Consider the following 16,533-nt stretch of genomic DNA (forward strand, 5'->3'; position numbering starts at 1 on the left):
TCGCGAGCAGACGCGCGAACGATCGCGCCAAGCGGACGCATCAGGAAGCCCTCGCCGAACACGGACAGCGACAGCATCAGCGACGCGAATTCGCTGCCGCTCGGGAAGTAGGTCTTGGCGATCGCCGAAGCGTAGTAGCCATAGACCATGAAGTCGTACATCTCAAGAAAGTTGCCGCTGACGACGCGGAACACTGTCTTGACCCTGGATTCTTCCGTGGTGGAAGCGGCGTGGGTCGCAGTGGACATGACACTCTCGGATGGGCCCGCCGCCCTGTGGGACGGATCGACGCGGACGGTGACGAGCGGGCAGTTGGGAGGATCCACTGCGTTTGGCAAGCGGATGCCATCCGATACCAGGGTAAACGCTTAGCTTGATGCGGGGCCGATGCCACGTAATGTTACTGCTGATGAGGTCGCCACGAAACGCATACAGTTTGCTTACGCGCGACACTAACGGGCGGACCGGTAGACTGTCCGCGCGAGACCATTCCGTTGACCACTCCGATGCGAACCACCACTCCTGCTCTTTCCGTGCGCCCCGCCATGCTCGAGGACGCCTCGCTGATTGCGTCGATCCATAGCGTCAGTTGGCAGGCGACCTATCGCGGTCTGTTGCCCGACGCGTTCCTCGATGGCGAAGTCACGCGCGAACGCGCCGCCTATTGGGAAGCGCGTCTCGGCGCGCCGGGCGGCGAGCACCGCATCGTGCTGATCGCCGAGCTGGCTGGCGAGCCGACCGGCTTCGTGTGTGTCGAGCGTCAGCCCGAGTCCGCGTGGGGCGTGCTGCTCGACAACCTGCATGCGCTGCCTGGTTATCAGGGCATCGGCGTCGGCAAAACGCTGATGCGCGCGGCCGTTGACTGGGCGCGCGCGCAGGGCGAGGCACAGCTCTATCTGTACGTGCTCGAGGGCAATACCGCGGCGATCGGCTTCTACGAACGGCACGGCTGGCAGTTCGTCGGCGCGGAGCCCGACCATATGGGTGGCGTGGATATCACTGCGTTGCGCTACGTGTACCGCTTGAAGCCTTGAACGTCGCGGCGACGGCGCGTGCGCTGATGTCTTCGTTTTCGGAGTCATCTGAAGGCTGGACGACGTAGTTTCGAGGGATCATTTTCTGTTGCCGATGGCTTCAGGAAACCGATGACCAGCATGCCGCTCACCTTGATCGAAGGCGCATTCGCGCTTCCCCGTCTCCGTCCGCTCGACCGCCTGCCCGAACCGTTCGGCCGTGACTGGGCGTTGCGGCCCGTCCGTCAGCGCTGGCGGGCCGGACTCGATTCGCTGTACACCGCGTTGCTGCGCACCGTCTGCATCCGGGATCCGCGGTTGCTGTCGTATGCGCAGTGGGTGTCGATCGACGGCGTGCTGATCGGTGCGAAGCGTCCGGCAGAGGCGCGCGTCGCGCACGCCACGCAGCCTGCCGGTGAACCTGCGCGTACCGCTACCGCGGCGCGTCCCGTTACGCAACGGAAGGTGCCTCAGGGTCCAATGCGAATTGCGCTCAAGGCCCGCTCGCCGCGAATCGCGCAGCGGCGCACTGTGTGGCATCGGCGTACGGTCGCGGTGAGCGCCGGCGTAATCGGCTGCGTCGCGGTGTTGGCGTGGTGGATGGTCGATCAGCCTGTGGCACCTCGGCTCATGGCCTCTGACATGCTGGAATCGGCGCAAGCCCTGATCGCGCGTCGTGACGCGCCGGCGCCGGTAGAAGAACGTCGTGCGCAGCATCAGGTTGCCAGACCCGAAGCGCCAGTGATCGCCGAGGCCGTCGCACCCGCTCCTGTGCTCCCGCCATTACCTGCCAACGTGGCCGCCGCCGCGCTCGCGCCGATAGCGGCTTCGCCTCAGCGCAACACCACGCGACACGAGCCCGCGCCACGTGAGGTGATTCGCTCATCTGCTGCGCGTCGTGTGCTTCGCGCGCAAGCGCATCCGCTTCCGGTGAATCGCCGTGCCGCAAACGCGTCGTTGCATGATTCGCGCGTGCAAAATACCCGATCTGGCGAACACGAATACGCTGACGTGACGACGTTCGCCATGATGTCCTTGCGCGACATCGCGCCGCTGCCGCCTTCCGCCGTGTCGAACCATCTGCCGGCAAGCAGCACCGAGTGGATGAACCACATGGCGCAGCGTCGCGTCACCGAAATCCCGCAACAATTCGCGCCATGAGCGCCGCCGTTCCTCGCTGTTACCTCGGCGCAGGCAAACCGGCTTCCGTCTGCTGCTGCAAACGCGCGACCTCGCTGCGAAGCTGACCCAATTGCGCCTGCGCGTTGTCGCGCTCCGCGCGCAGCGCGAGCGCCTCGTCGTGCGTCTGACGCTGACGGTCGTCGACCGTCGCCTGCTGCGTGCGGGCGACGTCGAGATCGGCCTGCAGCCGTTGCGCCTGCTGCCGCGATATCGCGATGATGCCTTGCAGATTCGCATTCTGCGCCTGCAAACGCGTGCGGCGAATCTCGACGTCCGCGAGCTGCTGCGTCTGCTGCGCGAATGCGGCGTAGATCGCCTCCGCGCGTTCCGCTGAATCGCTCCTGATCACGCGCCAGAAATGCTTGTTCTGAAACAACGCGACGTAGTACGTGATCTGCCGCGGATAGAAGAACAGGCTCGCACCGTAGCTGCCGTTGTAGGTCGTGCGCAATTCGCTGAGATTGGCATCGTGGATCAGTTGCATCAGTTCGGCGACGTCGCCGCGCGCCGCGGCGGGTGTATCTGCGGGCACCGCGGGTGCATTGTCGGAGCGAGCGCCAACCTCTTGTGGCGTCAGCTCGCCCACAGCCGGCCGCGTGCCCGCCAGCGGCACCCTGGCGCCGTCCTGCTGCGCCATTGAGACACCCGTATGCCACAACGCGTAGGCACCGGCGAGCAACATCACGCGCCGAATAATCGAGGAGTACTTCATAACTGGCCGCTCCACGCAAATCCACAATAGCGTTGGATTATCGCTTGGATTTACCGTGATGCGAAGCGCCTGGCCACCGCGTGGACCCGCTCGAAATCGAGATAGATCGCGGGACCGGTACGCAGCCGCGGGAGCGTGCTCACACTCAACCGTGCATGCCGCGCCAACGCAAACCCGCCGCGCCTAGAACCGCGTCTCGCGTGCGACCCGCAGGAAGGTATCGAGCAACGGCGTGCAATCGAGCAGCTCCGGCCCGCCCGCGCGATGAAACTCCGGGTGCCATTGCACGCCCATCACGAACGGTGCGCGCCGGTAGCGCACGGCCTCGATAATGCCGTCCGACGCCGACACCGCCTCGATATTCAGATCGCGGCCCAGCGTCTTCACCGCTTGATGGTGAATCGAGTTGACGATCGCGTCGCGTCGCCCGGGGAACATGTTCACCAGCGTCGAGCCATCCGGAAAGTGCACGCCGTGCCGGTGCTGATCGTAGTTCTCGTTGACGTGAGCGTTCGCGGTCGGCACTTCCGTTGCGATGTCCTGATACAGCGTGCCGCCGAACGCGACGTTGATCAGCTGGCAGCCACGACACACGCCGAGCACCGGCTTGCCCGACTCGATGAACTCGTGCAGCAGCTCGAGCTCGTACATGTCGCGCACGCGGTCGCCGGGCCATTCGTGGCTGTTCGCCGCTTCCGCATAGGTCTGCGGCGACACGTCGGCGCCGCCTTGCAGCAGCAGGCCATCGAGATGCTTCGCATAGTCGCGCAGACGGATGTTGCTCGGATGCAGCATGCCCTGATGACCGACGGTCGGGATCATGAACACCAGCACGTCGCGTGACATCACCCAGTGCGCGATCGACTCCTCCAGGTACTGCAGCGTCTTGCCGCGCAAGCCCTTCGCGCCCGGTTCCGGGTGGAAGATGCGCGCCGACACGCCGATGCGCAGTGTGCGCTGCGTGATCCGCTGCCCCGCGCGATCGAACAACTGTCGCGCGCGCGCCGCGATGATGCGGCCGAACACGCTCCACGCCGAATCGCTCTGCTTCAGGTAACGCGGCGGCGACGGCGGAAGCGCGCTGGGCGGCGGCGGGTTGGTGGCGCTGAAATCGGGTGCGGCGCCGAAGCCGGGCGGCGGCGAGCCGGGCGCATGCTTCGTGGGCGCGGCGGCTTCCTCGGTGGCGATTTCGTCGTCGGTGGCGATGTCCGCGGCGCTGACGTCGCCCGCGTGCGGCTCGCCGGCGGCCGCCGGCGGTTTCGCGACCGGATCGGGTTTCACGGTGGTCGCGCCGACGCTGCGCGTACCGCCGCGCCGCGCTTCGCGCTCGTGCACCGCGGCTTCCTGCCGTGCGGTCGATTCGGCGGCGGCGCTGCGCGCCTCGGCCGCGTCCCGCAGCCGCGCCGTTCGCGGATCTTCGGGGGTGAGCGCCGATGCGCTGATCGGATCGTCGGTCGACGATCTCACCTTCGCCTGCTCGGCAGCCGGGCTCGTGTCTTTGGAGACCGACTGGGCGGCATCTTCATGCGACGGAGGAAGCGAGGCGGCCGGTTCGGCCGGCGCGCCGCTCGGCGCGGGTGAGGCCGGCTGCGGACTGCCGGTCGTGCCGGCGTTTTCGGGTTTGTTTTCGCTCATGACTGTCGGACGGGCACCTTGCACGCGAACGAATGAATATGCCCTGATTATCCGTCAGTGCAGCAGGCCCCGCAAACCCGCACACAATTACTCACATTGTTGCGAAGCGTTAACCGAACGCGATGAGTCAAGGATCTGGCTGCTCTTCGAACGTCTCCCGCAACGCGATCTGCATCGACGCATGAATCTTCACGCACCAGCGCCACACGAGTGCGAGCAGTAGCGCGGCGCACACCAGCACCGCGACGAGCAGGCCGGTTGGCGGCAGGATGCTGCCCGACAGCGCGGCCACCAGCAGAAACACGCCGATCATCGACACGATCGGCACGAGGTCGGCGATCGCATGACGCAGCGCGCTCGTGAAGCGCCCCGCGGTGATCGGCTGCACGCTGACTTCGGCGAGCAGCAGCGCGAGCGACTTGGTCTTGCGATAGACGGCCACCAGAAACGGCAGTGAGACGACGAGCGCGACACTCCACTGCACGACGCGTTGCAGCGGTTCGTCATCGAGCCAGTGCGCGAGCAGCCGACCGCTATGCGGCGCGCTATACGACACGGCGAGGAAGATTGCCGCGACGAGCGCCAGATTGACCGCAATCTGCAATACGATGCGCCGCGTCATGCCGATGAGCGTCGGCTCGCCGCGCGCTGTCATCAGGCTGCGCAGCCATTGCCCATACATGCCGAACGCGTTGGACAACGTGACGGGCATCGCGCGCGCGATGCGGCGAGTAAACGGATCGGCGACGCGGATCAGATAGGGTGTCGTCAGCGTGGTCAACGCCGATATGGCGACCGCGATCGGATACAGAAACCCGCTCGTCACCTTCAACGTCAAACCGAGCGTCGCGATAATGAACGAGAACTCGCCGATCTGCGATACGGTCATGCCGACGCGCATCGACGTGCGCGCGTCCTGCCCCGACAGAAACGTGCCAAGCCCGCACGACACGATCTTGCCGACGATCACCGCGAGCGTGATGACCGCGATCGGCCACCCGTAGTCGAGCATCACGGCCGGATTCAGCATCAGTCCGATCGTCACGAAGAAGATCGCGGAAAACGCGTCGCGCAGCGGCGCGATCAAATGCTCGATCCGATGCAGATGGCGCGACTCGGCCATGATCGCGCCGATCAGGAACGCGCCGAGCGCGATGCTGTAGTCGAGCTTGACGACCAGCAGACAAAAGCCGAAGCAGAAGCCGAGCACGGACACGAGCATCATCTCGTCGCTACCGGTGCGCGCAACGTAGTTCAGCGCGCGCGGCGCGAGCAGCACACCGATCAGCAGCGACACCGTCATGAACAGCAGCAGCTTGCCGAGCGTGACGGCGGCGAGCCCGGCCGAAAGCTGCCCGGTCTGCGCGATGCCGGTCAGCAGCACCAGCATCGCGATGCCGAGAATATCCTCGACGATCAGAATGCCGAACACGAGCTGCGCGAAGCTTTCGCGTTTGAGCCCGAGGTCGGACAGCGCTTTCACGATGATCGTCGTCGACGAGATCGCGAGGATCGCGCCGAGGAACAGCGAGTCCATCGGGCCCCAGCCGAACGCGCTGCCGATCTCGTAGCCGATCCACAGCATCAGCACGATCTCGGACAGCGCGGCGACGATCGCCGTCGCGCCGACCTTGAACAGCTTGCGCAGGCTGAACTCGAGACCCAGCGAAAACATCAGGAACACGACGCCCAGTTCGCCGAGCGTCTGGATCGTCTGTTCGTCGTGGATCAGCTGGAACGGCGGCGTGTACGGCCCGATGATCACGCCGGCCGCGATATAGCCGAGCACCACCGGCTGCTTCAGGCGATGGAACAGCACGGTGACGACGCCGGCCAGCGCCATCACGACGGCCAGATCCTGGATGAAGCCGATGCCCTGGTGCATGAGCGCCTTCCTTACAAAAAGTAATCTCAGAAAGCGCAGTGTAACAAACGCCCCAGCCTTGTTTTTGGCGGATGCGCGCGCCGAGCGCCGCCGCCCGCCTCGGGCCGCTCGGCCGCAAAACCTTGCTCTACAATGCAGACGGACCTTTCCCGTTGGCTCGACCCTGCCCCGCTCATGCGCCCGACCGGCGCTCCACCCGATTTCTACCGACATCATGGCCACTGAATTCGCTCCCTTTCCGCCGCTTGCCCAGCTTGCCGCCGATCTCGCCGCCGGCCGCACCACGAGCCGCGCGCTCGTCGAAACCGCGCTCGACCGGATCGCCGACCCGGCCGGCCAGGGCGCCGCCGTCTACATGCATGTCGACGCCGCTGCCGCGCGCGCCGCCGCCGACGCGCATGACCGCTTGCGCGCGGCCGGCACCGTGCTGTCGCCGCTCGCCGGGATTCCGGTGTCGGTCAAGGACCTGTTCGACCTCGAAGGCCAGCCGACCCGCGCGGGCTCAGTCGTGCTCGCCGACGCGCCCGCCGCGAAGGCAGATGCGGTCGCGGTCGCGCGTCTGAAGCGGGCCGGCGCCGTGATCGTCGGGCGCACCAACATGAGCGAGTTCGCGTTTTCCGGGCTCGGCCTGAATCCGCACTACGGCCATCCGCTGTCGCCGTACCGGCGCGGTGTGAAGGGCGACGAACGGGTCTCGGGCGGATCGTCGTCGGGCGCGGCCGCCTCGGTCGCCGACGGCATGGCCGCGGTCGCACTCGGCACCGACACTGGCGGCTCGATCCGCATTCCGGCCGCCTTGTGCGGGCTGACCGGCTTCAAGCCGACCGCCGCGCGCATCCCGAAGCAGGGCGGCGTGCCGCTGTCGTCGACGCTCGATTCGTTCGGGCCGATCGGCGTGTCGGTCGCGTGCTGCGCGCTGGTCGACCGGATGCTTGCGGGGCTCGAGCCGCGCATCCCGGCCGCGCGGCCGCTCGAGGGCGTGCGCCTCGGCGTGTTGACCAACTTCGTGACCGACGGCATCGAGCCCGAAGTCGCGCGCGCGATCGATACCGCGCTCAAGCATCTGGAAGCGGCCGGCGCGATCGTCAGCGAGGTGCGCTTCGCGCCGCTCGAGCGCCTGCCGGAGATCAACCGCTTCGGTTTTCCGTCGATCGAGGCGTATGCGTGGCATCGTCCGCTGCTCGACAAGCATCGCGAGCAATACGATCCGCGCGTGCTGGTGCGCATCATGAAGGGACAGCCGGCCAGCGCGGTCGACTATCTGGACCTGCTCGCCGAGCGCGAGGCAATGCTCGGCGAAGCCGCGCGCACACTGTGGCAGCGTTTCGACGCGGTCGTCGCGCCGACGGTGCCGGTCGTGCCCCCGCGTCTGGCCGACCTGCTGCGCGATGACGATACGTTCGGCCGCGCCAACGCGCTGATCTTGCGTAATCCGAGCGCGTTCAACTTCCTCGATAGCTGCGCGCTGTCGCTGCCATGCCATCTGCGCGGCGACGCGCCGGTCGGCCTGATGCTGGCCGGCGCCCCCTATGCCGACGACGCGCTGCTCGCGATCGGCCGCGCGGCCGAGGCGGTGCTGAACGCGATCCGGTAAAGCGCGGCGCGACGAGGGTTCGCGCTAGAATCGCGGGCACCCGTCCTTTCGTCTCCAGACCCAATCGAAGATCCATGAATAACGACTCCGCGATGCTGCGCCGCGAGCGCACCCTGCTGGTTCTGCTCGGCCTGATCTGCGTCGCCCTCGTGGGCGGTGCGTTGTACCTGCAGTTCGGCCTGCGCGAAGACCCGTGCCCGCTGTGCATCATCCAGCGCTATTTCTTTCTGTTGATCGCGATCTTCGCGTTCCTCGGCGCGCGTTTCAACCACTGGCGTGGGGTGCGCGTGCTCGAAGTGATGGCCGCGCTGTCGGCACTCGCCGGCATCGCGACGGCCGCGCGTCATGTATATATCCAGGCGAATCCGGGCTTCAGCTGCGGCTTCGACGCGCTGCAGCCGGTGGTGGACAGCCTGCCGCCCGCACAGTGGCTGCCGAGCGTGTTCAAGGTCGCGGGCCTGTGCGAAACCGCGTATCCGCCGATTCTCGGGCTGACGCTGCCGATGTGGTCGGGCGTCGCGTTCATCGTCGCGTTCGTCGCGCTGGTGCTGAGCCTCGTGCGCAATCGCCGCCGGGTGGCCTGAGGGGGCCGAACTCGCCGCCAGGCTGCCTGCCGATCCGCGTTGCCAATGACGCCGGACTTCGTGTCGCCCATGCCGGGCGACCGGAGTCCGGCGTTTTTTTCACGCGGCGTTCCCGGATCGCGCGCCATTCCCGTCGTTCGCCGCCGCGCGACTCGTACCGGGATCATGACCGCCGCCGCATGAGCTTCATGCGACGCGGAAAATATTTTCGGGCCGGGGTAGTGCTATCTTCGGGTATGGATGGCGATCTACGTGCGCGAGGCCGGCTTTTGCGACCCCATGCGTAACGCGCGCCCGGTCCGCACTGTCTTCCGATTCGCCATGACAACGCAACCCATCCGCTTCTATCACCAGGGGTCCGTCCGCGAGGTCGCGGGCGTCCCGCCGACGCGCACCGTGCTGCAACACCTGCGCGAGGACTTGCGCTGCACCGGCACCAAGGAAGGCTGCGCGGAAGGCGACTGCGGCGCGTGCACGGTCGTGGTCGGCGAACTCGACGCGCGCGGCGAGCTTGCGCTGAAGGCGGTCAACGCCTGCATTCAGTTCCTGCCGACGCTCGACGGCCGCGCCCTGTTCACCGTCGAAGACCTGCGCGCCGCGAGCGGCGCGCTGCATCCGGTGCAGCAGGCGCTGGTCGACTGTCATGGTTCGCAATGCGGCTTCTGCACGCCCGGCTTCGTGATGTCGCTGTGGGCGCTCTACGAGAACCAGCCGGCCAGCGCCGGCCTGCCGACCCGCGACGAAATCGGCGCCGCGCTGTCCGGCAATCTGTGCCGCTGTACGGGCTACCGGCCGATCATCGACGCCGCGCAGAAGATGTTCGGCTACGCGCAGCACCCGCGTGTCGCGCTCGATCGCGACGCGATCGCGGCCACACTGCGCACACTGCGACGCGAAGACACGTTCGAATACAGCGCGCCCGACACCCGCGGCGCCGCGTTCGGCTCGCCCACCTTCCACGCCCCGCTCACGCTCGACGCATTCGCGACGCTGCGCGCACAGCATCCGGACGCGCGCATCGTCGCGGGCAGCACCGACGTCGGCCTGTGGGTCACCAAACAGTTTCACGATCTCGGCGACCTGCTGTACACCGGCAACGTCGCGGAGTTGAAGACGGTCGCGCGCGACGCGCAAACGCTGACCATCGGCGCGGCGCTCACGCTCGAAGACGCGTACGCGGCGCTCACCGCCGACTACCCCGAACTCGCCGAACTGTGGACGCGCTTCGCATCGCTGCCGATCCGCAATGCGGGCACGCTCGGCGGCAATGTCGCGAACGGCTCGCCGATCGGCGACTCGATGCCGGCACTGCTTGCGCTCGGCGCCGAGGTCGTGCTGCGCCGCGATCGCACGACCCGCACGCTGCCGCTCGACGCGTTCTATGTCGGCTATCAGAAGACCGCGCTCGCCGCCGGCGAATTCGTGTGCGCGCTGCGCGTGCCGCGCCCGGCCGGCGCGCTGCGGTTTCGCACGTACAAGGTGGCGAAGCGTTACGACCAGGACATCTCCGCGGTGTGCGCGGCGTTTGCGCTGCACGTCGCGGAAGATGGCACGATCCGCGCGGCGCGCGTCGCGTTCGGCGGCATGGCGGCGACACCGAAGCGCGCCGCGCACGCCGAAGCCGCGCTCACTGACGCGGCGTGGAACGAACCGACCGCGCGACGCGCGATGGACGCGCTAGCCGCCGACTACCAGCCGCTCACCGACATGCGCGCGTCGAGCGCGTATCGGCTGAAGGTCGCGCGCAATCTGCTGTGGCGCTTCTACCTCGAAACGCGCGACGACGCGCCGCTCGCGCTGTGCGACGTGAATGCGTTCGCGTTCGAAGCCAACGCAATCGTCGCGAAGGAGTCGTCGTGATGAACCGGACCGATGCTTTTATCGAACGCGCGGGCGAGCCCGCCACACAGCGCGAAGCGGCGCCGAATGAGGCCATCAGCGGCGCGTCGATCGGTGTGCCGCTGCCGCACGAATCCGCCGCGCTGCACGTGAGCGGCGAAGCGACCTACACCGACGACATCGCCGAGTTGCACGGCACGCTGCACGCGGCGCTCGGTCTGTCGCGCCACGCGCATGCGCGCATCGTGTCGATGGATCTCGACGCGGTGAGAAACGCGCCCGGCGTGGTCGCGGTGTTGTGCGCCGACGATATCCCCGGCGAAAACAATTGCGGGCCGGTACTGCACGACGATCCGATCCTCGCCGACGGCGAAGTGCTCTATCTGGGCCAGCCGGTCTTCGCGGTGATCGCCGAGAGCCACGAACTCGCGCTCCGCGCAGCCGCGCTCGCGAAAAGCGACGACGTGATCCGCTATGAGCCGCTCGACGCGATCCTCACCGCCACCGATGCGAAAGCCGCCAGGCAATTCGTTCTGCCGCCGCTGCATCTGCGGCGCGGCGATCCCGACGCGAAGATCGCGGCCGCGCCGCATCGGCTCGCCGGCACATTCGAGGTCGGTGGCCAGGAGCAGTTTTATCTCGAAGGCCAGATCGCGTACGCGGTGCCGAAGGAAATGGACGGCATGCTCGTCTACAGCTCGACGCAGCATCCGAGCGAGATGCAGCAGGTCGTCGCGCATATGCTCGACTGGCCCGCGCATAACGTCGTGTGCGAATGCCGGCGCATGGGCGGCGGCTTCGGCGGCAAGGAATCGCAATCGGCGCTGTTCGCGTGCGTGGCCGCGCTCGCCGCGCAGTCCTTGCGTCGGCCGGTCAAGCTGCGCGCCGATCGCGACGACGACTTCCTGATCACCGGCAAGCGCCACGACGCGGTCTACGAATACGCAGCGGGCTTCGACGATCACGGCCGCCTACTTGGCGTGCGCGTCGAGATCGCGCTGCGCGCCGGCTATTCGGCTGATCTGTCCGGCGCGGTCGCAACGCGTGCGGTGTGCCACTTCGACAACGCGTACTACCTACCCGACGTCGATATCGTCGCGCTGTGCTGCAAGACCAATACGCAGTCGAACACCGCGTTTCGCGGCTTCGGCGGACCGCAGGGCGCGCTCGTGATGGAGGCGCTGCTCGACAGCGTCGCGCGCGAGTTGCGGCTCGATCCGCTCGACGTGCGGCTCGCGAATTACTACGGCATCGGCGAACGCGATACGACGCCGTACGGACAGCGCGTCGAAGACAACATCATCGCGCCCTTGACCGACGCGCTGCTCGATTCGAGCGACTACCGCACGCGGCGCGCGGCGCTCGCCGAATTCAACGCAACCAGCCCGGTGCTCAAACGCGGCCTCGCGTTTTCACCGGTCAAGTTCGGCATCTCGTTCAACGTGCCATTCCTGAATCAGGCCGGCGCGCTCGTGCACGTGTACAAGGACGGCTCCGTGCTCGTCAATCACGGCGGCACCGAGATGGGCCAGGGACTCAACACGAAAGTCGCGCAGGTGGTCGCGAATCAGTTCGGCTTGCCGTTATCGCGCGTACGGGTGAGCGCGACCGATACGTCGAAGATCGCCAATACGTCGGCGACCGCGGCCTCGACCGGCAGCGATCTGAACGGCATGGCTGCCGAAGCCGCGGCGCAGACGATCCGCGCGCGGCTCGCCGAAGTCGCGGCGCGCCAGCTCGGCGGCGACGCCAACGACGTGCAGTTCGCGCACGGCAGCGTGTCGGTGAACGGCGGCGCACTGCCGTTCGAACAGCTCGTCAACGCCGCCTATCTCGCGCGCGTGCAGTTGTGGTCGGATGGCTTCTATGCGACGCCGAAAGTGCATTGGGATGCGCAGACGCTGACCGGTCATCCGTTCTACTACTTCGCGTATGGCGCGGCGGTGTCGGAGGTCGTTGTCGATACGCTGACCGGCGAATGGAAGCTCGTGCGCGCGGACCTGTTGCACGACGCGGGCGACTCGATCAATCCGGCGATCGATCTCGGCCAGATCGAAGGCGGCTTCATTCAGGGCATGGGCTGGCTCACCAGCGAAGAGCTGTGGTGGAACCGCGACGGCCGCCTGATGACGCACGCGCCGTCGACGTACAAGATTCCCGCGGTCAGCGACACACCCGCCGCGTTCCACGTGCGGCTCTACGACAATAGCAACGCGGAGCCGACCGTGTTCCGCTCGAAGGCGGTCGGCGAGCCACCGTTATTGCTGGCGTTCTCGGTGTTTCTCGCGATTCGCGACGCGATCGCGGTCGCGGTGCCGGGCGCGCAACATGCTGCGCCGTTGCGCGCGCCCGCGACGCCCGAGGCGATACTCGACGCGTTGGACGCTTTGAACGCGTCGCGCAACGCAGACCCGACCGAACCCGCCGCGCCAACACCTGACGCGGCCCCCCACGGAGAATCGCCGGATGCAAGCCTGGCTCACTGACCTGCAACATCTGCTCGCGCACGGCGACGCGGCCGTGCTGGTGACGGTCGCGCGCGTCGAAGGTTCGGCGCCGCGCGAAGCCGGCACGAAGATGATCGTCACGCGAGAGGCGGCCAAACATACGATTGGCGGCGGCCACCTCGAATGGAAGGCGATCGAGACCGCGCGCCAGGTGCTGCGCGACGGCATGCGCGCGCCGCGGATGCGGCGGCTCGAACGCTTCGCGCTGGGGCCGAGTCTCGGGCAGTGCTGCGGCGGCGCCGTGGTCCTCGCGTTCGAGCGGCTCGACGTCGGCGATCTCGGCTGGATCGCGTCGCTGGCCAAGCGGCTCGCGGCGGGTCAATCGACCGTGCGTAGCGTATCATTCGGCGCCGCGCCGGATGCGGTGATGCTGTCCGAGCCCGAGCCCGGCATCGACGGCGCCGACTGCCTGTTGTGGGACGGCGCCGGTTTCGACGACAGCAGCGCGCTGCTGACCGAGACCATCGCGCCGGGAGAATTCGCCGTCGTGCTGTTCGGCGCCGGTCACGTCGGCGCGGCGCTCGTGCGCGTGCTCGCTACGCTGCCCTGCACGGTGCGCTGGGTCGACGAGCGCGACGCGCAGTTCCCGTCGCCCGATACGCTGCACGCGCCGAACGTGACGATCGACGCGAACGACGCGCCCGACGAAGCGATCGATCAGGCCGCGCCAAGCACGTACTTCGTCGTGATGACGCACAACCACGCGCGCGATCTCGAACTGGCCGAGCGCATCCTGCGGCGGGGCGACTTCGCGTTCTTCGGCATGATCGGCTCGCATACCAAGCGCAAGCAGTTCGAGCACCGGCTCGCCGCGCGCGGCATCGATCCGGCGCGGATCGCGCGGATGAAGTGTCCGCTCGGCGTCGACGGCATCGTCGACAAGTCGCCCGAGGTCATCGCCATCTCGGCGGCCGCGCAGGTGCTGCAGGCGGTCGAGGCGAACGCGGGTGCGCGCCACTCGACGCAGGCGGTTTGATCCGCGGCCCGCGCCGCTCGTTACCCCACACAAAATTCCAAACACAATGAACCCGACAACCGCTACCCACGCTTCCGCCCTTTCCCCGCTTTCCCTCGTTACGCTCGCCGACAAAACCGCGCGCGCACCGAAGGCCGAGCTGCATATCCACATCGAAGGCTCGCTCGAACCCGAGCTGATTTTCGCGCTCGCGCAGCGCAACGGTGTGAAGCTCGCCTACGACTCGGTGGAAGCACTGCGCGCGGCCTATGCGTTCACCGATCTGCAATCGTTCCTCGACATCTATTACGCGGGCGCGAGCGTGCTGCTGCACGAGCAGGACTTCTACGATATGACGATGGCCTATGTCGAGCGCTGTCTCGCCGACAACGTCGTGCATAGCGAAATCTTCTTCGATCCGCAGACACACACTGAGCGCGGCGTGCGGATCGCGACGGTGGTGGCCGGCATCGAACGGGCGCTCGCCGACGCGCAACAGCACGGCATGTCGAGCAAGCTGATCCTGTGCTTCCTGCGACATTTGTCCGAAGACGATGCGCTCGCGACCTTCGACGAAGCGCTGCCGCTGTTCGAGCAATACAAGCATCGGCTGATCGGCGTGGGGCTCGATTCGTCGGAGCGCGGCCATCCGCCGTCGAAGTTCGAGCGGGTGTTCGCGAGGGCGCGCGCGCTCGGTCTGAAGCTCGTCGCGCATGCGGGCGAGGAAGGCCCGCCGTCCTACATTTACGAAGCGCTCGACGTGCTGAAGGTCGACCGCGTTGATCATGGCGTGCGCAGCATCGAGGACCCGGCGCTCGTCGCGCGTCTGGCCGACACGCGCGTCGCGCTGACCGTGTGCCCGCTGTCGAACCTGAAGCTTTGCGTATTCGACGATCTGACCAAACACACGCTGAAAGCGCTGCTCGATCGCGGCGTCGCGGTGACCGTCAACTCCGACGATCCAGCGTATTTCGGCGGCTACGTGAACGCCAACTATCAGGCGACGATCGACGCGCTGAAGCTCGACGACGCTGAGGTCTACACGATCATCCGCAACGGCTTCGAGGCGTCGTTCGTGACGCCCGAGGAACGCGCGATGCTGATCGGTAAGCTCGACGCGCACTGGCGGCAGCCCGCCGCGCACTGACGGATTTCAACAGCCGGGCCTCGACTGACGTCGGCGGACGGCGGCTTCGCTTTGGAGACAGCTTTTCCATGACTGAATCGGCTCATACCGCGCAAGCGGCACCACCGGCGCAATCGGCATTCCGCGCGCCTCTGCTGACCTTCAACGGCGATCCGGCGCACGCGCCGAACGCGGTGGTGTTCCACGAGGACGGTCTGCTGATCGTCGAAGACGGCCGCGTCATCGCGGCGGACGCGTATGCGGCGCTCGCCTCGCGGCTGGCACCCGGCACGCAGGTCGTGGAGCGGCGCGACAAGCTGATCGTGCCGGGCTTCATCGATACGCACATCCACTATCCGCAGACCGACATGATCGCGTCGCCGGCGCCGGGCCTGCTGCCGTGGCTCGACACCTACACGTTCCCGACCGAGCGCCGCTTCGCCGACATCGCGCACGCGCGCGACACCGCGAGCTTTTTCCTCGACGAACTGCTCGCGTGCGGCACGACGACCGCGCTCGTGTACTGCACGGTGCACAAGGAATCCGCCGATGCGCTGTTCGCCGAGAGCGAGGCGCGCAATCTGCGCATGGTCGCGGGCAAGGTGCTGATGGACCGCCACTGCCCCGAGTTTCTGCGCGACACCGCGCAATCGGGCTACGACGACAGCGCCGAGCTGATCGGCCGCTGGCACGATCGCGGCCGCCAGATGTACGCGCTGACGCCGCGCTTCGCGCCGACCTCGACCGAGGCGCAGCTCGAAGCGTGCGGCGCGCTCGCGCGGCTGCATCCGGACGTGTTCATCCAGAGCCACGTCGCGGAGAACACCGACGAGGTCGAATGGGTCGCCGAGCTATTCCCCGGCCACCGCAGCTATCTCGACATCTACGATCACTACGGCCTGTTGCGCCGTCGCGCGGTGTACGGCCATTGCATCCATCTCGACGACGAGGACCGCAAGCGCATGGCGCAAACCGGTGCGCTCGCGTCGCACTGCCCGACTTCGAACCTGTTCCTCGGCAGCGGCCTGTTCGACTTCGAGAAGGCCGACTCGGCCGGCATGCCGATCGCGCTCGCGACCGATGTCGGCGGCGGCACGTCGTTCTCGATGCTGCAGACGATGAACGAAGCGCACAAGGTCGCGCGCCTCGGCGGCCATCATCTGACGGCGACGCGGATGTTCTATCTCGCGACCGCCGGCGCGGCCGAAGCGCTCGACCTCGCCGACAAGGTCGGCACGCTCAGGGACGGCTCGGAAGCGGACTTCGTCGTACTCGATCCGCAGGCGACGCCGCTGCTCGCGCGCCGCACAGCGCGTCGCGAATCGCTCGAGGAGCTGCTGTTCGCGTTCGCGTTGCTCGGCGACGATCGAGCGGTGTACGAAACGTATGCGGCCGGCAAGCGCGTGCATCGCCGCGACGACGCGCGCCGGCGCGTGCCGGGGCGCGCGAAGATCGCGGCTTGAGGTTGGCTTGAGGTTGGCTTGAAGGTGGCTTGACGCCG

The 16,533-nt window shown here is 67.2% G+C and carries 12 protein-coding genes and 1 pseudogene; 9 read left to right on the forward strand and 4 right to left on the reverse strand.

What is annotated here, in order from left to right:
• Window positions 1-17: 17 nt before the first annotated feature.
• Window positions 18-248 (reverse strand): annotated as a pseudogene (locus tag OKW43_RS27635) (MFS transporter); the annotation flags it as partial.
• 258 nt (window positions 249-506) lie between these two features.
• On the opposite strand from OKW43_RS27635, the gene OKW43_RS27640 reads away from it, so the two are divergent.
• Window positions 507-1,034 carry a GNAT family N-acetyltransferase gene (locus OKW43_RS27640; RefSeq protein WP_187635541.1) on the forward strand — a complete coding sequence of 176 codons (528 nt, stop codon included), beginning with the start codon at window positions 507-509 and terminating at the stop codon, window positions 1,032-1,034.
• A gap of 111 nt (window positions 1,035-1,145) precedes the next feature.
• Complete coding sequence (locus tag OKW43_RS27645) at window positions 1,146-2,174, forward strand: hypothetical protein (RefSeq protein WP_429450931.1); 1,029 nt, start codon at window positions 1,146-1,148, stop codon at window positions 2,172-2,174.
• A 19-nt stretch (window positions 2,175-2,193) separates the two neighbouring features.
• Here OKW43_RS27645 and OKW43_RS27650 read toward each other — a convergent pair whose 3' ends face one another.
• From OKW43_RS27650 to OKW43_RS27660, 3 genes are all read right to left on the reverse strand, one after another.
• A complete protein-coding gene (locus tag OKW43_RS27650) occupies window positions 2,194-2,907 on the reverse strand; it encodes a DUF2968 domain-containing protein (protein ID WP_429450933.1) in 714 nt (237 codons plus the stop codon).
• A 183-nt stretch (window positions 2,908-3,090) separates the two neighbouring features.
• Window positions 3,091-4,542 (reverse strand): gamma-glutamyl-gamma-aminobutyrate hydrolase family protein, encoded by a 1,452-nt coding sequence (locus tag OKW43_RS27655; protein ID WP_429450935.1) that lies wholly within the window; start codon window positions 4,540-4,542, stop codon window positions 3,091-3,093.
• A gap of 127 nt (window positions 4,543-4,669) precedes the next feature.
• Window positions 4,670-6,427 (reverse strand): cation:proton antiporter, encoded by a 1,758-nt coding sequence (locus tag OKW43_RS27660; protein ID WP_429450937.1) that lies wholly within the window; start codon window positions 6,425-6,427, stop codon window positions 4,670-4,672.
• 214 nt (window positions 6,428-6,641) lie between these two features.
• Between OKW43_RS27660 and OKW43_RS27665 the strand changes: the two genes are divergently transcribed.
• From OKW43_RS27665 to guaD, 7 genes are all read left to right on the forward strand, one after another.
• Window positions 6,642-8,021: an amidase gene (locus OKW43_RS27665; protein WP_429450939.1), complete on the forward strand. Its 1,380-nt coding sequence runs from the start codon at window positions 6,642-6,644 to the stop codon at window positions 8,019-8,021.
• Window positions 8,022-8,095: 74 nt separating this feature from the next.
• Window positions 8,096-8,605, forward strand: coding sequence for a disulfide bond formation protein B (locus OKW43_RS27670; protein WP_187635547.1), 510 nt, complete (start codon window positions 8,096-8,098; stop codon window positions 8,603-8,605).
• Between the two features lie 321 nt (window positions 8,606-8,926).
• Window positions 8,927-10,465: a xanthine dehydrogenase small subunit gene (xdhA, locus tag OKW43_RS27675; RefSeq protein ID WP_429450942.1), complete on the forward strand. Its 1,539-nt coding sequence runs from the start codon at window positions 8,927-8,929 to the stop codon at window positions 10,463-10,465.
• Window positions 10,465-12,930 (forward strand): xanthine dehydrogenase molybdopterin binding subunit, encoded by a 2,466-nt coding sequence (gene xdhB / locus OKW43_RS27680; protein ID WP_429450944.1) that lies wholly within the window; start codon window positions 10,465-10,467, stop codon window positions 12,928-12,930. The genes xdhA and xdhB overlap by 1 nt, the downstream gene beginning before the upstream one ends.
• A complete protein-coding gene (gene xdhC / locus OKW43_RS27685) occupies window positions 12,911-13,927 on the forward strand; it encodes a xanthine dehydrogenase accessory protein XdhC (protein ID WP_429450946.1) in 1,017 nt (338 codons plus the stop codon). Before xdhB ends, xdhC begins: the two co-directional genes overlap by 20 nt.
• Window positions 13,928-13,973: 46 nt before the next feature.
• Window positions 13,974-15,053: an adenosine deaminase gene (locus OKW43_RS27690; protein ID WP_429450948.1), complete on the forward strand. Its 1,080-nt coding sequence runs from the start codon at window positions 13,974-13,976 to the stop codon at window positions 15,051-15,053.
• A gap of 68 nt (window positions 15,054-15,121) precedes the next feature.
• Complete coding sequence (guaD, locus tag OKW43_RS27695; RefSeq protein ID WP_429450950.1) at window positions 15,122-16,495, forward strand: guanine deaminase; 1,374 nt, start codon at window positions 15,122-15,124, stop codon at window positions 16,493-16,495.
• The last annotated feature ends 38 nt before the right edge of the window (window positions 16,496-16,533 follow it).

It is taken from the genome of Paraburkholderia sp. WC7.3g (genome assembly GCF_050436345.1).
In the GTDB taxonomy this organism is placed as follows: Bacteria; Pseudomonadota; Gammaproteobacteria; order Burkholderiales; family Burkholderiaceae; genus Paraburkholderia; species Paraburkholderia podalyriae.